Here is a 21,410-nt window from a genome sequence, read left to right as displayed (position 1 = left end):
GAATGGGAAGCAGATTCGAGGTCCACTTCCCAATTTGGCCACCTGTAATCGGATTGTCGCCTCTCTGCCAGAGCCACAACGAGGGCAATTCCAGGGTTTTCAGCTCACTCCACGCAGGTTCTCGAAACGCTCCTTCTTGGAGCGATTAACCGCTTCGGTCCTTCGCCAAACCCGAAATTCCACTTGCCTTGCCAGCATCGTTGTCCTAATCTCTCTTGAGAAAACCTTTTCCCAAATCGCCTCGCACACCACACCAGCCAGCGTCTCGCAGGACGATAAGAGAAAAGCTTTTCCCAACTCGAAGGATCGCCGCCCGAAAAATGGTTTCCGACGTGCAGCCAGTTTCTGCCAAGACCCCCGTCACCCTGCGTGAAGTAGCAGCGCTTGCTGGCGTCAGCGTTGCCACCGCGTCGAAGGCGCTTAACGGGCAGGGGCGGATGACTGCCGAGACGCGCGAGCGTATTCGCGAGACGGCGCAGCGGCTCGGCTTCCGCCCGAACAGCCTGGCGCAGAGCCTGTTGCGGCGGCGCTCCTTTACCGTCGGGCTGTTGACCAACGATACCTATGGCCGCTTTTCGCTGCCGGTCATGTCGGGCATTTCGGATGCGCTGGTCGACAAGGGCGTCTCGGTGTTTTTGTGCAATGTCGAGGACGACCAGCGCCTTGGCCAGCTGCACGTCGATGCCATGCTCGACAAGCGCGTCGACGGCATCATCGCTACCGGCAAGCGGATCGACCGCCACCTGCCGGTCGATCTGTCCAATCTCGGCATTCCCGTGATTTACGCCTTCACCGAACCCGATCCCGGCGCCATCGCTTTTGTGTCTGATGATGCCGGCGGCGCGCGCCTGGCGGTCGAGCATTTTTGCCGGCTCGGGCGGCGGCGCATCGCCCATGTCAGCGGGCCGGCGAGTTTTGCGGTGGTGCACGCGCGGGCACAGGCCTATCGTGACGTGCTGACCGAGAAAGGCTTGCCGGTCATGGAACCATTGCTCGGATCGTGGTCGGAGGCGTGGGGGCACGAGGCGGTGAAGACGCTGTTCGACGGCAAGCTGTCGAAGCGCGGGGGCGAAAAGCCCGATGCCGTGTTTTGCGGCAACGACCAGATCGCGCGCGGCGTCATCGATGCGCTGCGCGAGCGCGGCCTTGGTGTGCCGGACGACGTCGGCGTCATCGGTTTCGACAATTGGCAGATCGTGGCCGAGGCAACCCGCCCGCCGCTGACCTCCGTCGACATGAACCTGGCGGCACTCGGGCGCGAGGCCGGTCTTACACTTCTTTCGCTCGTCGGCGGCGAACCCGCCGAGCCGGGCATCCGAAAACTGCCGTGCCGGCTGGTGGTGCGTCAGTCATGCGGCCGTCCGCCGGGCGGCTGAGATCAAGACGCTGCGCGGGGAGCGCGGCCTAAGCAGAACCATGAGGAGGAGAACCATGAGAACTATGATTGCCGGGCTCGCTATTGCCGCGAGCATCCTGAGCTTTCCGTCCGCCGCCGCCGAGACCGCCAACATCTGGGTTCGCGCCGACGGCTCGAACTTCATGCCGCGCATCGTCGATGCCTTCAACAAGGGGCATGAGAACCAGGTCAAGCTGGACATCATCCCCAATGCCGAGATCATCCCGAAATATGGTGCTGCCGCCGCCGGCGGCACAGCACCCGATGCGCTGTCGCTCGACCTGATCTACACGCCATCCTTCGCTGCCGCCGGCCAGCTGGAAGACATCACCGACTGGGCGAAATCGCTGCCTTATTTCAACAGCCTGTCGCCGGCGCACGTCAAGACCGGCACCTACAAGGGCCGCATCTACGGGCTGCCGTTCTCCGCCGATAGCTCGGTGTTGATCTGGAACAAAAAACTGTTCAAGCAGGCCGGCCTCGACCCTGAAAAAGGCCCGACCAACTGGGCCGAGATCGAAGCCTATGCCGAAAAAGTTAACGCGCTTGGCGGCGACATCAAAGGCTTCTATTTCTCCGGCAATTGCGGCGGCTGCAACATCTTCACCTTCACACCGCTGATCTGGGCCTCGGGTGGCGACATCCTCACCGAGGACGGCTCGAAGGCGACGCTCGACAGCCCGCAGTTGCGCGGCGCCATCGATCTCTACCGCTCGATGGTCAAGAAGGATCTGGTGCCGGCCGGCGCGCAGACCGACACCGGCTCCAACTTCTTTGCCGCCTTCGCTGCGGGCAACATCGGCATCTCGCCGTCCGGCGCCTTCGCCATCGGCGCGCTGAACACCCAATATCCCGATATCGACTATGGCGTCACCTTCCTGCCCGGCAAGGATGGCGGCTGGTCGTCCTTTGCCGGCGGCGACAATTTCGTCGTCACCAAGGGCACCACGAAAATCGCGGTGGTCAAGGAATTTCTCGATTTCGCCTATTCGCTGGAAGGCCAGACCATACTGGCGAAATATGGCAGCCTTCCGGTGCGCGGCGATATCGCCAATGAGGCGCTCAGGGAACTCGACCCGCGCTACAAGGTCGCCGCCGAGGCCATGGCCAAGGGCCGCACGCCCTATTCGGTGGTGTTCAACGACCTGATCAACTCCGCCAACGGTCCGTGGAACCAGATGATCAACGAGGTCTTCTTCGGCGAGGACGTCAATGGCGCCATCGCCAATGCGCAGGAAACCATGCAGTCGATCATCGACTCGGCGCCGCAGCAGTAAGCGCCGGCTCCCCTTGAGGGGAGGTCGGACCGCAGGTCCGGGTGGGGTCGTACGGGCAGTGCTCGACGTTCTTTTGCGTCGGCGCGTTTCGCAGGCGCCCCCACCCCCGGCCTTCGGCCGGACCCTCCCCTCAAGGGGAGGGGGACGTCGCGCTAACGGAAGAATAGCCATGACCTCCATCGCAGTAACCACCGTTGGCTCCCCCTTCTCCCCTTGTGGGAGAACGTGTCGCCCTAGGCGACGGATGAGGGGTGCTCCAGCTTGGCACGGGCGGCACTCCGTCCAACACCCCTCAACCGTCTCGGCGCTACGCGCCGATCCACCTTCTCCCACAAGGGGAGAAGGAAAGGGGAGCGGCCAGGCATGACCTCGATCGCAGCAATCTCCGCACCCGCCCGCCCCAGAAAACTGGTCGGCGCCGGTCGCCGGCAGTGGATCGGCCTGCTCTACGTCGCGCCGGCCGTCGCCCTGGTCGTCGTCTTCTTCATCATCCCGCTTGGCATGACGGCCTGGATGTCGCTGCACAACTGGCCGCTGATGGGCGCGCACTCCTTCATCGGCCTCGACAATTACTGGGCGATCCTGCGCGATACCAGGTTCTGGAACGCGCTGCGATTCACTGGCTATTACACGGTGATCGTCACCATCGCGATCTTCGTCGTCGCCTTTCCGCTGGCGCTGTTCATCGAACGGCCGCGGCCGCTGACCGGCTTCTACCGGACGTCGTTCTTCATGCCGGCCGTCATCGGTTTCGCCTCTGCCAGCCTGCTGTGGTCGTGGCTGCTCAATGTCGATTCCGGCCTGTTCAGCCCGGCCGCCTTCGAGCTCGGCCTGACCGAGAAGAAGGTCAACCTGCTGGCAACGTTCCAGCCGGCGTTCTGGTCGATCATCGCCATGGTTGTCTGGAAGGTGGCGGGCTTCACCATGATCATCCTGATGACTGGCCTGCAATCGATCCCGCCGGATCTGCAGGAGGCGGCGATGATCGACGGAGCAGGGCCGCTGGCGCGGTTTCGCGCCATCACCCTGCCGCTGATGCGCCGCACGCTGGCGCTGGCGCTGATCCTGTCGGTTGCCGGCTCGGTGCTCGCCTTCGACCAGTTCTACATCATCCTGCGCGGCGGGCCGCGCAACCAGACGCTGACCGCCGTCTACTGGATTTTCAACCAGTCGTTTGTGTCGTTCAAGCTCGGCTACGGCGCCGCCCTGTCGATGGTCCTGCTGGTCATCCTGGTCGCGCTCAGCCTGATCCAGCTGCGGCTGCTGCGCCAACCGGAGGGCGTTGACTGATGGCGCAGGCACGAAGCCGCAAACGCCGCATTGGCATGCAGATCGCCGAGCACGCGACGGGCATCGTCGCCTCGCTGCTGTTCCTGGCGCCGATCGTCTGGACGGTGCTTTCGGCGTTCAAGCCGGCGCAGGAGTCGCGGCAGCCGCCGCTGCCACCCTGGCCGACGACCGGTTTTTCGGTCGAGAACTACGCCACGCTCAACACCTTCGGCGATGGGCTGTGGCTGCCGGCGCAAAACAGCATCTATGTCTCGGTCATGACGGTGGTGCTGTCGGTGATCGTCAGCGTGCTGGCCGGCTATGGTTTCTCGCGCTTCCGCTTTCCGCTGAAGGACCTGCTCTTCGTCCTCATCCTGTCGACGATCATGATCCCGTTCCAGTCGATCCTGACGCCGATCTTCCTGGTGCTGACCAAGATCGGCCTGCACAACACACTGACCGGGCTGGTTTGCGTCTATGTCACGCTGCAGCTGCCGTTCTCGATCTTCATGATGCGCAACGCCTTCGATGCGGTCCCGCGCGAGATCGAAGAGGCAGCCCGCATGGACGGCGCCAACAACGTCACCATGCTGCTGCGGGTTATGCTGCCGCTGGTCTGGCCGGGCATCGTCACCATCGCGCTGTTCGCATTTCTCGGCGCCTGGAACGAGTTTTTGGCAGCGCTGGTGCTGATGACCGACCAGTCCAAATTCACGCTGCCGATCATGATGACGGCGCTGCAGTCCGGCCGCTTCGGCGCCATCGACTGGGGCGCGGTGCAGGCCGGCGTCACCGTGATGATGGTGCCATGCCTGGTGCTGTTCCTGTTGCTGCAGCGCTTCTACATCCGCGGCCTCATGGCAGGGGCCGTGAAGTGACCAACCGAACCGACCGGAGTAAATTGATGACCGCATCGCAATCCGCCTCGCCGGCTGCCGAGTTGGACAAGCCAAAACGCGCCTTCCGCCCGCTGCCGGTGCCGCAGGTCGATGTGCGCGGCTTCTGGGGCGACCGTGTCGATGCCGTCGCCACCAGGACCGCCGGCATCCTCTACGACCGCTGCGTCGAGGCGCGCATGCTCGAGCAGATCGATCCGGACCGGCCATCGCCCGGCGTCGTCATTCCGTTCCACTCACCTTCGCCGGACGAAGCAGCCACCGCCGGCAACGAATTCACCGGCTCGACCGTCACGACCCAGATGTTCTGGGACTCTGACTGGGGCAAGACCATCGAGACCGCCGCCTATTCGCTGTACCGCCGCCGCAACGACGCGCTGGAGAAGAAGATCGACGCCGTCATCGACATGTACGGCAGGCTGCAGCAGCCCGACGGCTATCTGTCGAGCTGGTACCAGCGCATCCAGCCGGGCTTGCGCTGGACCAATCTGCGCGACTGCCACGAGCTCTACTGCGCCGGCCATCTGATCGAGGGCGCGGTCGCCTACTACCAGGCGACGGGAAAACGCAAGCTGCTCGACATCATGTGCCGTTATGCCGACCATATCGCCGAGACGTTCGGTACCGAGCCTGGCAAGAAAAAGGGCTATTGCGGCCACGAGGAGATCGAGCTGGCGCTGGTCAAGCTGGCGCGGGTCACCGGCGAGCAGAAGTACATGGACCTCGCGAAATACTTCATCGACCAACGCGGACAGCAACCGCATTACTTCGACGAGGAGGCGCGTGCCCGCGGCGCCGACCCAAAAGCCTATCATTTCAAAACCTACGAATACAGCCAGTCGCACAAGCCGGTGCGCGAACAGGACAAGGTCGTCGGCCATGCGGTCAGGGCGATGTATCTCTATTCGGGCATGGCCGATATCGCCACCGAATATGGCGACGACACGCTGCGGGCGGCGCTCGACCGGCTGTGGGACGATCTCACCACCAAGAACCTCTACATCACCGGCGGCCTCGGGCCGTCGTCGCACAATGAGGGGTTTACCGCCGATTACGATCTGCCCAATGAGACCGCCTATGCCGAGACCTGCGCTTCGGTCGGACTGGTGTTCTGGGCGAGCCGCATGCTCGGCATGGGCCCCCATGCGCGCTATGCCGACATGATGGAGCGAGCCCTCTACAACGGCTCGATCTCGGGCCTGTCGCTCGACGGCTCGCTGTTCTTCTACGAAAATCCGCTGGAAAGCCGGGGCAAGCACAACCGCTGGAAATGGCATCGCTGCCCGTGCTGCCCGCCCAATATCGGCCGCATGGTCGCCTCGATCGGCAGCTACTTTTATGGCTTGTCGGACGATGCATTGGCTGTCCATCTCTATGGAAACAGCACGGCTCGTTTCGATATCGCAGGAACGCAAATAGAGCTGCGCCAGACCAGCAACTATCCATGGGACGGCGCGGTCTCGATAACGATCGAGCCCGAGGCGCCGACGACATTCACCTTGCATCTGCGCCTGCCGGCCTGGTGCCGCAAGGCGGCGCTCAAGGTGAACGGGGAGGCGGTCGATCTGGATGCGGTCACCAGCGACGGCTATGCCGCGATCCGGCGCGAGTGGCGCAAGGGCGACCAGGTCGAGCTCGAACTCGAAATGGCCGTTGACCGGCTCTATGCCAATCCGCAGGTGCGGCAGGATATCGGCCGCGTCGCGCTCGCCCGCGGCCCGCTGATCTATTGCGTCGAGGAGACCGACAATGCCGGCCAGCTGCACCGCATCGCCTTGCCGCGGACGGCACAGATCGAGGCGCGCGAGCAGCCGAACCTGTTGGGCGGCGTTGTGACGCTTTCGGCTGTTGCCAGGAAAGAGGCGTTTGAAGACTGGGACCACGGCCTCTACCGCACCGAACCCCCGGCGGTTGAGGAAGCAAAAATCACCGCCGTGCCGTATTTTGCCTGGGACAATCGCGATCCAGGCGAGATGCTGGTCTGGATCAGATGCGCCGGATAGGCGGTATCGCCGATTTCAGCATACCTTGAATTCGCCATGGCGCGCGTCATCTAGTTTTGAGTGGCGTCAGCCACTTGAACGGGCGGAGGCAGATTGTGGCGCTCGAAGCTGTTGTGCGTCCGAACGCCAGCGGTCGTCTTATGGTCATCACCATCGCGGCAGTGCCGTTGCTGTTCGTGATCAGCGGATTGGTCATTCGCTATGCGGCATTTGCTTCGGTATCGGAGGAACCAGGTTTCGCGGCTTATGCCCGCGCGCTCTGCCGGTGGGATTGCGCCTGGTATATCGACATCAGCGAACAGGGCTATGAGCGCTTTCCCATTCCAGACCACAGCAATGTCGGTCGCTGGGGCTTCTTTCCGCTCTATCCGATGCTGGTGGCGGCGATCCGGTCTGTTTTTCCTTTTCCTACGATACTGGTCGCCACCTTCATCTCCATTGCCTGCAGCTACGCCGCCTGTCTGGTGGCGTGGCCGCTGCTCGACAAGAACATGCGCGCCTATGTGCTGTATTGCGCGTTTCTGCTCAGTGGCCCGTTCTCCTTTCATTTCACGACCTTCCTGAGCGAACCGCTTTTCGTGCTCCTGACCTCGTGCGTTTTTCTGGCGCTCAAGCGCTCCAGCTATCTCGCCGCGGGGGTTTCATCCGCGCTGCTGTCGGCGACCAGACTGGTCGGGGTCTTCGTCGTATTTGCGACCGTCATTCAAATGTTCAGGGAGCACCGCCGGCAGGGCGGATCGGCGCTGTCTTTCCCACGCTGGCTGCTTGGCCGACCGGATCTGCTGGTCGCTGTCCTCATCTCGCCTGCCGGTTTGTTCGCTTACATCCTGTTCCTGTACCTCACCGTCGGAGACGGCTTTGCATTCTTGCACATCCAGCGCGCCTTCGGACGGGTGGCCGGCAACCCACTTGTCTTTCTATGGGACGGGCTCTCCGCCGTCCCGAAGACGGGCTGGCTGCCAACGGCGCCGCAATGGAGCGCGCTTGCCGCAATCGCCGGGCTGGCGCTGTCGGCCGTCCTGGCGGCCCGCAGGCAATATGGCGCGGCACTGTTCTGCGCACTCTGCATCATCCTGCCGCTGATCACCAACCTGGCCTCGATGGTCAGATATGTCATTGGGCTTGCGCCTCTGACAATGCTGCTCGCCATCCTGTTGTCGGCGTCGAAGCTGATTTGGCTCGCGGCTTTGGTTCTCTTCCTTGGCGCCTGTTATTTCACGACTGTGGCGTGGATCGGAGGCTACCTTGCCCTGGTCTGACGTTCCGGGCTCGTATCGGCGCGCTGCCTGGCTCGGTGGCTACGCGCTCGCGGCGGTACTGGCCGGGTCCGAGATGGTCATCCTTGCGCTTGCTCTCAATCCGGACGTCAACGCCGACTATCGCGCCTATTACATCGATCGGACGACGACCTGTCTCAATCGGGATGCGACCGGCAGCTACACGCTTGGCCAGACGGTATCGTTCCGGAACGACGGCGCCAAGCAGGCAGCCGGCATAAAGGTCTGTGGTTGGTCGGGACCCGTTGCCGACGGCACCCATTCCCTGGGCGAGACCTCGCGGCTTCGCGTGAAGATACCACCGCTGCGCGACGGGCTGGCCGCCACGCTGCAAATGGCCGCAGTCATTCGTCCTCCACAGATCACGCAGAGGGTTGTGATCTCGGTGAACGGCGTTCGGGCGCATGCCGTAACACTGTCCGGCAAAGAACCACGAACGGTCTCGTTCGTCATTCCACCGGCGGCGCTCGGCAAGGCCGATACACTCGAAATCGCCGTCGACTATCTCGACGGCATTCCGCCAACTCCGGCCGCCAGCAACATCTACAAGCGCTCCATCAAGCTGCTGTCGTTCCGGCTGGATGCGATTTGATCACGCTCAACGACCTGCGGTCCATGCGTATCATGACGCGCGCAAGAGGCGTACTACAGCCAATGAACAGCATTGCCGTGCGCTGGCGACCAGCACAGGGCCGCACGGGTACCAGCTGCGCCTGAGCGTGCCTTAGCGAAAGGTCTCCGGCCCGGCGCGCGCCATGGCCGGCTCGCGAGGCGTTTTGTCTCCGGCCGCCATGATCAAGCTTGCGAAGCGCGTGAGATCCACATTGCCGCCACTGACGATGACACCGATGCGCTGCCCGCGCAGGCTTTGCGATTCACTGCGAACCGCCGCCGCTGCAAGGCAACCGGTGGGTTCGACGACGATTTTCATGCGCTCGGCGAAAAAATGCATCATTTCGATGAGCGCGTCGTCGCTGACCGTGGTGATAGCGGCAACCTTGTCGCGGATGACAGGAAAATTATGCGCGCCAAGATGGGTGACGACCGCGCCATCGGCGATGGATTTCGGCACCTCGATGGTTACGACCTCACCCCTGGCGAGGGATTGCTGACCATCATTGCCGGCCTCGGGTTCAACCCCGACGACCCTGCAGGCGGGCGCGCATTCCGCTGCCGCCAGTGCGGCGCCGGCGAGCAGGCCGCCACCGCCAAGGCAGACATAAAGGGCATCCAGCGGGCCGGCCTCCTGGATAAGTTCAAGTGTCGCCGTGCCTTGCCCGGCAATCACATCGGGGTGGTCGTAGGGTGGAATGAGGGCGGCTCCCCGCTCGGCGGCGATCCTGCCGCCAATCTCTTCGCGGTTCTCGCTGTAGCGGTCGTAGAATATCACTTCGGCGCCATAGCCGCGGGTGGCACGCACCTTCAGCTCGGGCGCATCCCTGGGCATGATGATGACTGCCTTCACGCCCTTGATCGCGGCCGCATAGGCCAGCGCCTGCGCATGATTGCCCGAAGAATAGGCCACCACTCCGCGCGCCCGCGCCGAAATATCCAAGGCCAGAAGCGCGTTCATGGCGCCGCGGAACTTGAACGCGCCGCCACGCTGGAAGTTCTCGCACTTGAAGAACACCTCGGCGCCTGTCAGATCATTGAAGGTGCGCGAGGTCAGCACCGGCGTCCGGTGGGCCAATCCGGCGAGGCGCGCCGCGGCGGTCAGAACATCGTCGAATGTCGGGATATTGAGGGGCATTGCGGGTCGCCTTCTACACTTGCCGATGGTGGGCTAGCCGATGGTGGGCTGGCCGATGGCGGGCTGGCCGATGGCGGGCTGGCCGATAGTGGGCTGGCTTGTCTGCGAGGATACGTGTTTGCGCGAACCGGCGATCGTATTCGAAGGGAAGGTCGGCGCAACATTCGCCCGAATGGCGGGCGACAAACCGTAGGAAATGCCGCTCGTTAGCCAACACCGCTGTCTTCCCCTGAGAACCGCTGGCTAGAATGAGGGAAAGCCCGGGAGATGTCATGTCCGTCACCGCAGACGAGTCGCAGCTGGTGCTGCTTGCGAGCGATCAGGTCGCGCCGCTGTTGGAGCCGGATGCCGTCCTCGATGCCGTGCGGCGGTCCTTCGAGCTTCACAGTGCGCGCGAAGGCAGGGTCTTTCCGCTTGTGCGCGAGAAGCTGCATACCGGCGGCATTTTCGGTATCAAGTCGGGCGACGTGCCGAAAGCCGATCTTCTGGGCTTCAAGGCAGCGGGCTTCTGGCCAGCCAATCGCGAGGTCGGCAAGGAGCCGCATCAGGCGACCATCGTGCTTTTCGACCCGCATACCGGGCGTCCCTTGTGCATCATCGACGGGAACGCCATCACCACCTTGCGCACAGGGGCGGCTGGCGCCATTGGCCTGACCCTGCTGGCCCACCCCGAAAGCCGGTCGATCTGCCTTTTCGGCACCGGCACCCAGGGCCGGATCCAGCTGCGCCTGGCACTGCGTGCGATGCCCGGTCTGGACACCATCCATTACCTGACGGTGGACGGCCGGCCCGACGCGGCGTTCGAGGCGGCGTTCGAGGATGTCGCGCCGGCCCATACGAACCAAGCCGCCAAAGCTGTCGGCTCGAGCGATATCATTATCACCGCGACCCCTGGCAGCGGGCCGCTGTTTCCGGCAGAAGCGGTGCGGCCGGGCACGCACATCAACGCCGTGGGTGCCGATACGCAAGGCAAGCGGGAACTGCCCGACGGCCTGCTGCGCCGGGTACGGCTCTTTGCCGACGACTGCGAGCAGTCGGCCGCTATCGGCGAAGGCCAGTGGGACACCGGCTGCCGAGCGACCGAAATCGGCGATCTTCTGACCGGAAAAATGCCGTTCACGCGCGATGCCGCCGACATCACAGTCTTCGATATGACCGGGCTCGCGCTGCAGGATCTGACGGTCGCGGATATGCTCTGGCGACAGGCCAGGAGCAGCGGCACAGGAACGCGCGTGCCATGGCGCTGGTAACGCGGGAGAAACAGGCAATGACGACCAAGACCGTCCATGTGTTCAATGCGCGGAGCGGCACATTCGCCGCCGGCGCCCCTGGCGCCGCCGGTCTGGACGACGCCTTCGGCGCCGGGCGCGAGAAGGTCTGGCATGCATCGAACGGTCTATCTGCCGGGTGGGTGCGTTGGCAATGCCGGGGGGAAAGCGCTGCTTTTCCGCACACGGAAACGCTGGTTGTAACAGGCGGCCGCCTGCGACTGCGCGCCGGTGGGATCGCGCTCGACCTGGCCGCCGGCGACGGTGCGGTCATCAATCGTGGTGCCAATATCGTCGCCGATGCGGAAGACGGCACGTCCTTGGGACTTCTGCACGACGTCAGCCGCAAACGCGAGTGTTCCGGGCCTCATCGCCATTGACCGGAGCGCCGCACTTTCCCCCTCGGCCCCGCCGCCGGCGCAGTTCGTCGCAGGCGAGACGCCATTGTGTCACAACGTCAAGGTGTTCGAAGATTCAAAGGCGACTTTTCGCGCCGGTGTCTGGTCCACGACCCCGCACACACGGCTCTCGCGCCCTCATCCGGTACATGAGCTCATGTATATCCTGGAAGGCCGGGCCGAAGTGACCGACTGCGACGGAACAAAGCTCGAGATCGGACCCGGTGATGCGATCTTCGTTGCGCACGGAACAGTCAATCAGCTCGCCCTGAAGGATCCACTCAAGAAGATCTTTGTCATTGCTGAAAACTGACCGGCTGATCGAGCGTGTGCGACCGCATCGGCCAAAGCCGTCACGAAACGGTCCAGATCGCGCTTGAGCCCTAGGTAACGATCGCTCAGCGCCCTTTGCTGTCGCCATGCGGTCAATCGCGTCAGAAGGCGCCGACTTCAATTCTCGATCTGTCCGTGAAGCGTGACAGGCGGAATGGCGTCGGATCGACGCTTGCCGCGTCACCGGCGACCAGATCTGCCGCCAGATGGCCAATGCCAGGGCCGGCGCCGAAGCCGTGTCCGGAACAGCCTGCGGCGACGAACGCTCCGCCGATGCTGTCCACCGCCGAAATCACCGGTACTGCGTCCGGTGTGAAGTCGATATACCCGCCCCAGGAAGACACGATGCCGGCATCGGCAATGGCGGGGAACAGGGCCTTTATCTGCGTCATGATGGTTGCCACCATCCGCTTGTCCGGAGCGGGATCGAGGACGCGGATACGCTCAAAGGGGGTCGGCCTGTCGAGATGCCAGCGACCGAGTGTTTCCGGGCCTGCGAAGAACGAGCGACTTATGCCGATCTCGACGGCCTTCAGCCGTTTAATGAACATCGGCAGAAACGGGCGGGCATAGCGGATCCCCTGCGGCGTGATCTCGAGCGTCGCCCTGCCGCTGGCGGCTATCGTGTAGCTGCCATCGATCCGGCGCGTCAGGGCACCGTCAGAGGTAAAGATTGCCCCGCCAAAATCCGGTGCAGGACCGGTCCGCAAGGTGGTCTGACGGACGCTGGCCTGCGGCAGTGAAACCGCATGCATGCGCAGGAAAGCCGATGCCCAGGCGCCGGCGGCACATAGAACCGCGCTGGTGCGGATAAAGCCTTTCTCGGTGACGACGCCGCTCACTTGCCCATTGGTGATATCCAGGCCGCGTGCCGCGCAGTTCTGATGAATGGTCGCGCCACGCTTGCGGGCGCCCTCGGCTATCCGCGGGGCGGCAAGCCAGGGCTCGGCCTTGCCATCGTCTGCCGCGTGGACACCGCCCAGCCATTTGCGGCCGCCAGCCGCAGGAACGGCGGCAGTGGCCTCGTCGGCCGTAAGCATCCGCGTATTGACGTCGAACCGTCGCGCAACCGCGCGCCACTTGTCCCATTCGGCGAGCTGCTTTGGATCGTCCGTCGCATAGACGAGCCCGCAACGGCGGAAGCCAAGGTCGTGCCCGATCTCTTCGGTCAGCTCTTCCCACAGCCGCAGCGCCAGATTGGCAAGCGGCAATTCGCGTGCATCGCGGTTCTGCCGACGGCACCAGCCCCAGTTCCGGCTCGACTGTTCGCAGCCGACATAGCCCTTTTCGATCAGCGCCACCGACAGGCCGCGCCGCGCCAGGGAATAGGCCGCGCTGGCGCCGACAATGCCGCCGCCGATCACCACGACGTCTGCTGACTTGGGCAGCGTTTCATCGCTGCTGATGTGGTGGATTAAAGGGGACATGGCAGCCTCGACGATCAATGGGAGATAGCAGTATCGGCGACCGGTGCCGCAGAATGCACTGACTGCAGCGGCATTTCGGTATTTTGCACCAAATATCGCCGGCATTCGGCGAGTGGCGCGGAAGCGGCGGTTCTATCGTCCTGTCAGCTTTCCCACTCCAACAGTCCTGGTGCTCATGACCACCCAGTCCGTCACATTCGCACCTTTTGAAGCGCACCATCTTGAGGAAGCGACGGCCCTGTCGCGGGCGGCCGGCTGGCCGCACCGGAAGGAAGACTGAGCCATGATCTGGTCCCTGAGTGAAGGTCAGGTCGCCTTGGAAGCCGGCAGGGTGGTGGGAACCGCCTTCATGACCCCCTTCGGAAATACCTGCGCAACTCTCAACACCATCGTCGTCGATGAGGCAATGCGTGGTCGCGGGCTGGGACGGCGGCTGACCACCACCGCGCTCGAGCAGGCCGGCGACCGCGAGTGCCGCCTTACCGCCACGGCCGACGGACTGCCTCTTTATGAAAAGCTGGGCTTTGTCACGATGCACGATGTTCGGCAGCACCAGGGCACCGTCAGGCAGGTCAGTGCGCCCCCGGCCGTGGAATGGGTCGGGTCCGAGCACCTTCCGGCACTCACCGCGCTCGATCGCGCCGCCTTCGGTGCGGATCGCGCCTCGCTCATGAACGCGTTGGCGGGCGGGGGACGGTTTGCGGCCATCACCAACGAGGACGGCATTGCGCCCTTCGCGGCCGTGAGGGCCTTTGGCAGGGGCGAGGTCGTCGGACCGGTCGTGGCGGAGGATCGCGATCAGGCGAGAGCCCTGATCGCCTTCATCCTCTCGGGAATGCAGGGCCGCTTCGTGCGCATCGACATCCCTGAAGACGTCGGCCTTTCACCCTGGCTCGAAGGATTGGGGCTGGCCCATGTGGGTGGGCCGGTTGCCATGCTTCGGGGCGCAAGCAATATTCCGGGTTCCACGAACGCACGCATCTTTGCCTTGGCCAGTCAGGCCCTCGGCTGAGGCCAACTCAGAAGGCCACGGATCAGGTGGAGCGGTCGCCGTGCTCGCCGGATCCGCGCTGCGCAAAAACCCACCGGTCGAGCATGAGAAGATTGACCGCTGGAACAAGCAGGCATGTAACCACAATGGCAATGATCGGCGGCAGACCGAGTTTCGCCGTCAAAAGCGCCGGCGCCGCGTAAGCCACGGCAAAGCCTGTCGCCGTCAGCAGGACAAAACGCGCAGCTTCCGATCGATGCGATCCATTCGACATGAAGGTTACTGATTTATGGGCGAAATATGAAAACACGGCAGCCGCCGCGTAAGCCGCGAGCGACGCCTGAACCGGCGAAAAGCCGATCCATTTCGATTCGACCAAACCGATAGCCAGGGCAGCATACAGGATTGTCGCGACGATGCCGACCAACCCGAAGCGCGCCAGCAGCTTCAGTCCGACGCCGGCAGTCGAACGATCCTCAGACATGCGCGCTGCACGCATACTGGGCTCCGAGCGGTAGAGGCGCGAGCAGGCGCTCGAGTTTTTTGGCGAAAGACCTGGCCGACGGCAGCAGCAGGAAGTGCTCGGATCGGATATCCTGAAAACCCGTCTGCTGAAAAAGCGACCTTGCTTTGGCGGCGTTGAGCAGGACCGCGTCCTGGTCGAACGGACACCGCAACACCGCAAGACGTGTCAGCGGATTATAGGGGTTATGCTCGATGATGCAGGCGACGCCGCCCGCCCGCACGACGCGCCGCATTTCCCGGAAGAAATCGAGCCAGGAGGCGGGCGGAACGTGATGGACGACGCAACTGGCGAAAGCCAGATCGAACGCGCCGTCGCCATAAGGCAGGCGCGGCGTCGTGTAGGCCCTGTAGGTCACACACGGATTGTCCTGGCCGGCGCGCAGGATCGATTGTTCCGAGACGTCGCAGCCATCCAGGCTCTCGAACGCGCCTTCGAGATAAGGGTGGAGCGACCCGACGCCGCAGCCGATATCCAGCGCCCGCACCCCGCCCTGTCGAAGCCCTCGCTCGACGACGAGACGCCGCAGCAGGTTGGCCTTGGCGATCAGAAAAAAGTCGTGCCCGAGTCCGGAAAACCGGATGGATCCTGCGACCGCCTCGCCATAATTCGATTTATAGCTGTCGAAGAGTTCGGCCATCAGCCGAGGCTCCGGTCCTGGGTTTCCGAAACGGTCGACGGCTCTCGCCGGGGGTGGCGGCACGCATCGCCTTGTCGAAGCCGGCGACCCGATCGATCACGTAAAGCGGACGGCGTTTCACCTCGGCGTGGATGCCGCCGACATAGAGCCCGACCACGCCGGTCATGAAAAGATTGATGCCGCAAAGGAGCGAGACGATCACCACGGTGGATGTCCAGCCGGCAATGACGCCGGTTTCAAAAATCCAGGCGAAGATGGCGTAAATACCGAACACCACCGCAAGCGCGGAGATCGCCAATCCGCCCCACAGCGCCATGCGCAGCGGCTTCTCGGAGAAGCTGACGATGCCGTGAACGGCAAGGTGCATCATCTTCCAGAATGGGTATTTGGTCTGGCCAAGGGTCCGCGCCGGGCGTTCGAACGACACGGCTGTCTGCTTGAACCCCATCCAGGCGAACATGCCCCTGACGAAACGGTCGTGTTCGGGCATTTGCTTGAAGGTTTCCAGAGCCTTGCGCCCGACCAGGCGAAAATCGCCGACGTCGCGGGGGATGTCGACCGACGTCATCTTCTCCAGCAGGCGGTAGAAGAGACTCGCCGTAATGCGCTTGAACCAGGATTCGCCCTCACGCTTGACACGGCGGGCATAGACGATCTCGAAGCCTTCCTTCCACTTCGCCACCAGATCGAGGACCACCTCCGGCGGGTCTTGCAGGTCGGCATCCATGACGATGACGGCATCACCCGTAGCCGCATCCATGCCGGCCGTGATCGCGACCTGATGGCCGAAATTGCGGGAAAGCTCGATCAGCCGGAAGCGCGGCTCGACGGCGACGACGTTGCGAAGGTATTCGACGCTCCCATCGAGGCTTCCGTCATCGACGAAGATCGCCTCAGTCTCGCCGTCCAGCCGGCCGATCAGCGAACTGATCCGCTCGATCAGTCGGGGCAGCACCTGTTCTTCATTGTATATGGGAAGGACCAGCGAGTACCGCGGCGGCGAAACGTTCACCGCAGTCCTGATGCTTTGGATCACAGAGTCTCGCATGCCGTTGAAAATGGAACGCAAGCTACAAAGTTCCAAGGACACACTAGAAATCGCTAAATTTAGCGGTTTCGGGCAGGTGCCGATCATGTGTGGAAGGGACATAGGCGTTACCGCAATCGAACGTCCACTTGTGGTCGGAGCACGGCGTCAATGGGCTATCGGCCAGTCCCCAACCGCCGCGAAGCAACCTTTGAGGACCCGCTTCGATCATGCCGCCCAAAACCGGGTGTCTGCTGGCCGATCTACCCCGCTTGCCACTTCTGCCATTGCACAAGCCACCTCAGAACAATAGATGGTGCGGAGCGGCCGCCCCTTATGTCAGGCGGAAAAACAGGACTATGCGCATGACCGATACGCTGGACTCAGCGAAATTGACCGACCGGGTCGCGGCCTTGGTCGAGGCTGCCAAACGGGCCGGCGCCGACGCCGCCGACGCGGTTGCGGTGCGCGGCCGTTCGACCGGCGTGTCGGTGCGGCTTGGCAAGGTCGAGGGCACCGAGGCGTCCGAGAGCGAGGATGTCTCGCTACGCGTCTTCGTCGGCAAGCGGGTGGCGAGCGTCTCGGCGACCGCTGCCTCCGACCCGAAAGCGCTAGCCGAGCGGGCCGTGGCGATGGCGAAAGTCTCGCCGGAAGATCCCTATCAGGGCCTCGCCGATCCGGCCTTGCTGGTCAAGAAGCCGCGTGACCTCGATCTGTTCGATCCGACGGAAGTCTCGGCCGACCAGTTGAAGGAAGCGGCGCTGGCGGCGGAAGCGGCGGCCCTTGCCGTCAAGGGCGTTACCAATTCGGCCGGCAGCGGCGCCAGCGCCGGGCTTGGCGGGCTGGTGCTCGCCACCTCGCACGGCTTTGTCGGCCACTATGTCGCCTCGCGCTTTTCGCGCTCGACCAGCGTCATCGCCGGCGAGGGCACCGGCATGGAGCGCGATTATGAATTCTCCTCGCGCCAGCATTTCTCCGATCTCGACGCACCCGAGGACATCGGCCGCAAGGCCGGCGAACGCGCCGCACGGCGCGTCGGCGCGCGCAAGGCGGCGACCGGGCCGGTCGACGTGGTGTTCGATCCGCGCGTCGCCCGCGGCATCGCCGGCCATCTCGCCGGCGCCATCAATGGCGCCTCCGTCGCGCGCAAGACCAGCTTTCTGCGCGACAGGATGGGCAAGCAGGTGGCGGCGGCCGCGATCACCGTCACCGACGAGCCGCTCCGGCTCCGTGGCCAGGCATCGCGTCCGTTCGACGGCGAAGGCATCGAGGGCGAAAAGCTGCTCATGGTCGAGAAGGGCGTTTTGAACCACTGGTTCCTGTCGACCTCAGTCGCGCGGGAATTGGGGCTGACCACCAACGGGCGCGGCTCGCGCAACGGCTCCTCCGTCTCGCCGTCATCGACCAATCTTGCCATCGAGCCGGGCGAGCGGACGCCCGAGAACCTCATCAAGTCGCTCAAATCAGGCTTTTACGTCACCGAAGTGTTCGGCCAGGGCGTCGACATGGTGACAGGCGAGTACAGCCGCGGCGCTTCCGGCTTCTGGATCGAGAATGGCGAGCTCGCCTATCCGGTTGCGGAAGTGACCATCGCCTCGAACCTGAAGACCATGTTCCTCAACATGGTTCCGGGGAGCGATCTCGATCGCAATTTCGGCACCGCCGCACCAACGCTGCTGATCGAAGGCATGACCCTTGCCGGAGCTTGACCAGGTCGCCTCCGCCGCCGGGGCTCGCGAGGATCTGCCGCTGCTGCGCGACGCTGCCCGCGAGGCGGGCGCCATCGCCATGCGCTATTTCGGCAACAATCCGCAAGTGTGGATGAAGGGCGGCACCTCGCCGGTAAGCGAGGCCGATCACGCCGCCGACGCCTATCTGCGAGAAACCTTACTTGCGGCGCGGCCGGACTATGGCTGGCTGTCGGAGGAGACGGCCGACGATCCGGCAAGGCTTGCCGCCCGCCGCACCTTCGTCGTCGATCCGATAGACGGCACGCGCGGCTTCCTCGAAGGCCTGCGCTCCTGGTGCGTCAGCATCGCGGTGGTCGAGGACGGCCGCACGCTCGCCGGCGTGCTCGAATGTCCGGCCACGGAGGAGACCTATTGGGCGCTGCCCGGTGAGGGGGCGTTTCTGAATGGCCGCCGCATTGCCGTGCGCCGCCCGGCAGCGATGGTCGAAATTGGCGGGCCGAAGCCATTGATCGCCCTGACGCCGGCGCAATGGCAGGGCCGGCTGAGCCGCGTGCCCTACATTCCCTCGCTCGCCTACCGGCTGGCGATGGTCGCCAATGGCCGGCTCGACGCGACCTTCGTCAAACCCAACGCACATGACTGGGACATCGCCGCGGCGGATCTGATCCTGCGCGAGGCCGGCGGCGCATTGCTCGACCAGAAGGGGCGCGCACCGTGCTATGCCGGCGAAGTGATCCACCACGGCGCGCTGGTTGCCGGCAGCGGCGAACTGCTCGCCGTCCTCTCCGGCATCATCGCGGGGCTGGACCGTTGAACATGTTATCAATGGTTCCAAAGTCGGCGGCTTTGGTCTAGACCTGTCACAAACTCACGATATGTGAAGGACCGACATGACCGCGGAAGACGGAAAGAAGCAGCTTTTGCACCTGGTGTTCGGCGGCGAACTGAAGACGCTGGGCGGGACAGAATTCCGTGATCTCGACGCGCTCGACATCGTCGGCATCTATCCGGATTATCAATCCGCGCAGACGGCGTGGAAAGCCAAGGCCCAAGCCAGTGTGGACAATGCCCACATGCGTTATTTCGTCGTTCACCTGCACCGGTTGCTCGACCCCGACAACAAGCCTGCCGGTTGACATGAATGGATCATGAAGCCGTGAAAGGGCCGGCCACGAGGTCCGCGGCAAGGGGGCGCCGCGGCGGCGCCTCGAAGACATTCTGGCGCAAGATACGCGAACCGCTGGCGCAATCGCGATTCGTCAAGAACGCCATCGCCAGCCTGTTTGCGCAGTTCGTTCGCCTTGTTCGCCTGACCAACCGTGTTGTCGACGGATCGGCGCAGATGTCGGGCGGCGCCTATTCGCAGTTCGAACCCATCATCATTGCGCTGTGGCACGGCCAGCATCTTCTGACACCGGCCTACTATCCCGGCGGACGGCCGGTGGTCGCCATGGTGTCGCGCAGCGCCGATGCCGAGCTCAACGCACTGGTGATCGAGAAATTCGGCATCGAGGCGGTGCGCGGCTCGGGCGGACGCGAAAGCTCGAAGCGTCGCGACAAGGGCGGCGCCAAAGCGCTGATTGCCCTGAAAAAGTCACTCGCAAGCGGCAAGAACGTCGCCATGATCGCTGACATTCCCCATGGCACGCCGCGCGACGCGGGGCTTGGCATCGTTCTCCTGGCGCGGCTTTCGGGCCGCGCGATTCTGCCCGTCGCCATCGCTACCAGCCGCCGCAAGGTGCTGGAGCGCAGCTGGGACAAGACCACGATCAATCTGCCGTTCGGCCGCTCCTCGATCGTGCTTGGAGCGCCGGTGTTCGTTCCGGCCGATGCGGACGAGGCCGAAATGGAACGCAAGCGCCAGGAGGTCACGGCCGCGCTCAACGCCGCGACCGACGAGGCTTACCGCCTCGTGGACGGTTCAAAATGAGCCAGCGCTGGGCGCGCACTTTTCTGACGGCGTATCGTTTCGCAGGCGCAGCCGCCTATCCCCTGGTCGGGCCGTATGTCGCCTGGCGCACCTCCAGAGGCAAGGAGGACCGAATTCGCCGGCGCGAGCGCTATGGCATCGCCGGGCGCGAGCGCCCCGAAGGGCCGGTGATCTGGATCCATGCGGCGAGCGTCGGCGAGACGATCGCCGTCGTGCCGCTGGTCGAGAGCATCCTCGACTATGGCGTCAACATCGTGCTGACGACGGGGACCGTCACCTCCGCTCAGGTTGCCGACGAACGGCTCGGCGACCGTATCATCCACCAATACGTGCCGCTCGACCTCAAGCCGGCGGTCAGCCGCTTCCTCGACCATTGGCGGCCGGATCTGGCGATCATCGCCGAATCGGAGATCTGGCCGATGACCATCCTCGAGCTCGGCGCGCGCCGTGTGCCGCAGGTGCTGGTCAATGGCAGGCTGTCGGACCGCTCGTACAAATCCTGGAAGAAGCGCGCCAACATCGCCGAGGCGCTGTTCGAGAATCTCGCCCATGTTGTCGCCCAGTCGGATGTCGACGGCGAGCGCTTCCTCTCGCTCGGCGCCCGGCCGGTCACCGTGTCCGGCAATCTCAAGGTCGACACCACGCCGCCGCCGGCCGATGAAAGGGCGCTGTACACGCTGAAGCGCCAGATCGGCGCCCGCCCGACCTGGGCGGCGATCTCGACCCATGACGGCGAGGAGGTGGTCGCCGCCGAGGTTCACGCGATGCTGCACAAGCGTCACCACGGTCTTTTGACCATCGTCGTGCCGCGCCATCCCGATCGCGCCGAAGCGCTTGCCGCGCAGATTTCCGGCATGGGCCTGAAACTCGCTCGGCGCAGCAAGGGCGACCGGATCATCGCCGATACGGACATTCTGCTCGGCGACACGATGGGCGAGATGGGGCTTTATCTCAGGCTGACAGAGATCGCCTTCGTCGGTCGTTCGCTCACCTCGGAGGGCGGCCAGAACCCGCTGGAGCCGGCCATGCTCGACACGGCGGTGCTGGCCGGCCGCAATGTCCAGAATTTTCGCGCGACCTATCAGCGCCTGCTCGACAGCGGCGGCGCCAAGCTGGTGCGCGACCGCGACATGCTGGCCGGCGCCGTCAATTTCCTTTTGACCAACGAGGTGGCGCGCCATGAGATGATGGCGGCGGGTGCGGCGACGGTCGAAGAGATGCGCGGCGCCCTGGCGCTCACATTGAAATCGCTCGAACCCTACATTCAGCCTTTGGTCGTCAAATCGCGCCTCAAGGGCGCCAACGGCCGTTAAG

At 63.9% G+C, this 21,410-nt stretch carries 20 protein-coding genes and 1 pseudogene; 16 read left to right on the top strand and 5 right to left on the bottom strand.

The window, feature by feature from the left end; genetic code table 11:
* Positions 1 to 320 precede the first annotated feature (320 nt).
* The 7 genes from NMG70_RS14275 (at position 321) to NMG70_RS14245 (ending at position 8,710) form a co-directional block, all read left to right on the top strand.
* Positions 321 to 1,376, top strand: a complete 1,056-nt coding sequence (locus NMG70_RS14275) for a LacI family DNA-binding transcriptional regulator (RefSeq protein WP_254025118.1) — start codon at positions 321 to 323, stop codon at positions 1,374 to 1,376.
* Between the two features lie 55 nt (positions 1,377 to 1,431).
* Positions 1,432 to 2,673: an ABC transporter substrate-binding protein gene (locus tag NMG70_RS14270; protein WP_254025117.1), complete on the top strand. Its 1,242-nt coding sequence runs from the start codon at positions 1,432 to 1,434 to the stop codon at positions 2,671 to 2,673.
* 363 nt (positions 2,674 to 3,036) lie between these two features.
* On the top strand, positions 3,037 to 3,963 hold the full coding sequence (locus tag NMG70_RS14265; protein WP_254025116.1) for a carbohydrate ABC transporter permease: 927 nt from the start codon (positions 3,037 to 3,039) through the stop codon (positions 3,961 to 3,963).
* Complete coding sequence (locus NMG70_RS14260) at positions 3,963 to 4,820, top strand: carbohydrate ABC transporter permease (RefSeq protein ID WP_254025115.1); 858 nt, start codon at positions 3,963 to 3,965, stop codon at positions 4,818 to 4,820. Before NMG70_RS14265 ends, NMG70_RS14260 begins: the two co-directional genes overlap by 1 nt.
* A gap of 26 nt (positions 4,821 to 4,846) precedes the next feature.
* On the top strand, positions 4,847 to 6,841 hold the full coding sequence (locus NMG70_RS14255) for a glycoside hydrolase family 127 protein (protein ID WP_254025114.1): 1,995 nt from the start codon (positions 4,847 to 4,849) through the stop codon (positions 6,839 to 6,841).
* A gap of 95 nt (positions 6,842 to 6,936) precedes the next feature.
* Positions 6,937 to 8,100 (top strand): putative hexosyltransferase, encoded by a 1,164-nt coding sequence (locus NMG70_RS14250; protein ID WP_254025113.1) that lies wholly within the window; start codon positions 6,937 to 6,939, stop codon positions 8,098 to 8,100.
* Complete coding sequence (locus NMG70_RS14245) at positions 8,087 to 8,710, top strand: hypothetical protein (RefSeq protein WP_254025112.1); 624 nt, start codon at positions 8,087 to 8,089, stop codon at positions 8,708 to 8,710. Before NMG70_RS14250 ends, NMG70_RS14245 begins: the two co-directional genes overlap by 14 nt.
* Before the next feature lie 132 nt (positions 8,711 to 8,842).
* On the opposite strand, the gene NMG70_RS14240 is transcribed toward NMG70_RS14245, so the two are convergent.
* The gene (locus NMG70_RS14240) at positions 8,843 to 9,868 is read right to left on the bottom strand and encodes a threo-3-hydroxy-L-aspartate ammonia-lyase (protein ID WP_254025111.1); all 1,026 of its coding nucleotides are present in this window, start codon (positions 9,866 to 9,868) and stop codon (positions 8,843 to 8,845) included.
* A gap of 335 nt (positions 9,869 to 10,203) precedes the next feature.
* Here NMG70_RS14240 and NMG70_RS14235 point away from each other — a divergent pair, with 335 nt between their 5' ends.
* The 3 genes from NMG70_RS14235 to NMG70_RS33275 are packed head-to-tail and all read left to right on the top strand — an operon-like array spanning position 10,204 to position 11,847.
* Entirely contained in the window at positions 10,204 to 11,118 is a 915-nt protein-coding gene (locus NMG70_RS14235; RefSeq protein ID WP_254025110.1) for an ornithine cyclodeaminase family protein, read from the top strand.
* Positions 11,119 to 11,135: 17 nt separating this feature from the next.
* Entirely contained in the window at positions 11,136 to 11,516 is a 381-nt protein-coding gene (locus NMG70_RS14230) for a hypothetical protein (RefSeq protein ID WP_254025109.1), read from the top strand.
* On the top strand, positions 11,437 to 11,847 hold the full coding sequence (locus NMG70_RS33275; protein WP_436798386.1) for a cupin domain-containing protein: 411 nt from the start codon (positions 11,437 to 11,439) through the stop codon (positions 11,845 to 11,847). The genes NMG70_RS14230 and NMG70_RS33275 overlap by 80 nt, the downstream gene beginning before the upstream one ends.
* A gap of 121 nt (positions 11,848 to 11,968) precedes the next feature.
* Here the strand turns inward: NMG70_RS33275 and NMG70_RS14220 are convergent, their stop codons facing one another.
* Positions 11,969 to 13,294, bottom strand: a complete 1,326-nt coding sequence (locus NMG70_RS14220; RefSeq protein ID WP_254025107.1) for an NAD(P)/FAD-dependent oxidoreductase — start codon at positions 13,292 to 13,294, stop codon at positions 11,969 to 11,971.
* Between the two features lie 175 nt (positions 13,295 to 13,469).
* Between NMG70_RS14220 and NMG70_RS14215 the strand changes: the two are divergent.
* Positions 13,470 to 14,306: pseudogene (locus NMG70_RS14215) on the top strand (GNAT family N-acetyltransferase).
* A 22-nt stretch (positions 14,307 to 14,328) separates the two neighbouring features.
* Here the strand turns inward: NMG70_RS14215 and NMG70_RS14210 are convergent.
* The 3 genes from NMG70_RS14210 to NMG70_RS14200 are packed head-to-tail and all read right to left on the bottom strand — an operon-like array spanning position 14,329 to position 16,403.
* On the bottom strand, positions 14,329 to 14,712 hold the full coding sequence (locus tag NMG70_RS14210; RefSeq protein ID WP_254025106.1) for a GtrA family protein: 384 nt from the start codon (positions 14,710 to 14,712) through the stop codon (positions 14,329 to 14,331).
* 49 nt (positions 14,713 to 14,761) lie between these two features.
* A complete protein-coding gene (locus NMG70_RS14205) occupies positions 14,762 to 15,448 on the bottom strand; it encodes a class I SAM-dependent methyltransferase (protein WP_254025105.1) in 687 nt (228 codons plus the stop codon).
* Entirely contained in the window at positions 15,423 to 16,403 is a 981-nt protein-coding gene (locus NMG70_RS14200) for a glycosyltransferase family 2 protein (protein ID WP_436798385.1), read from the bottom strand. The genes NMG70_RS14205 and NMG70_RS14200 overlap by 26 nt, the downstream gene beginning before the upstream one ends.
* Positions 16,404 to 16,840: 437 nt before the next feature.
* On the opposite strand from NMG70_RS14200, the gene NMG70_RS14195 reads away from it, so the two are divergent.
* The 5 genes from NMG70_RS14195 (at position 16,841) to waaA (ending at position 21,409) form a co-directional block, all read left to right on the top strand.
* Positions 16,841 to 18,184, top strand: coding sequence for a TldD/PmbA family protein (locus tag NMG70_RS14195; RefSeq protein WP_254025104.1), 1,344 nt, complete (start codon positions 16,841 to 16,843; stop codon positions 18,182 to 18,184).
* Positions 18,171 to 18,980: a 3'(2'),5'-bisphosphate nucleotidase CysQ gene (locus NMG70_RS14190; RefSeq protein WP_254025103.1), complete on the top strand. Its 810-nt coding sequence runs from the start codon at positions 18,171 to 18,173 to the stop codon at positions 18,978 to 18,980. Before NMG70_RS14195 ends, NMG70_RS14190 begins: the two co-directional genes overlap by 14 nt.
* Positions 18,981 to 19,056: 76 nt before the next feature.
* The gene (locus tag NMG70_RS14185; RefSeq protein ID WP_027153864.1) at positions 19,057 to 19,302 is read left to right on the top strand and encodes a DUF4170 domain-containing protein; all 246 of its coding nucleotides are present in this window, start codon (positions 19,057 to 19,059) and stop codon (positions 19,300 to 19,302) included.
* A gap of 5 nt (positions 19,303 to 19,307) precedes the next feature.
* Positions 19,308 to 20,096, top strand: coding sequence for a lysophospholipid acyltransferase family protein (locus NMG70_RS14180; RefSeq protein WP_254025102.1), 789 nt, complete (start codon positions 19,308 to 19,310; stop codon positions 20,094 to 20,096).
* On the top strand, positions 20,093 to 21,409 hold the full coding sequence (gene waaA, locus NMG70_RS14175; RefSeq protein ID WP_254025101.1) for a lipid IV(A) 3-deoxy-D-manno-octulosonic acid transferase: 1,317 nt from the start codon (positions 20,093 to 20,095) through the stop codon (positions 21,407 to 21,409). The genes NMG70_RS14180 and waaA overlap by 4 nt, the downstream gene beginning before the upstream one ends.
* The last annotated feature ends 1 nt before the right edge of the window (position 21,410 follow it).

Source organism: Mesorhizobium ventifaucium (assembly GCF_935822925.1).
GTDB lineage: Bacteria > Pseudomonadota > Alphaproteobacteria > Rhizobiales > Rhizobiaceae > Mesorhizobium > Mesorhizobium ventifaucium.
Note: the sequence above shows the minus strand (reverse complement) of the source record. Positions and strands in the feature narration are given on the sequence as shown.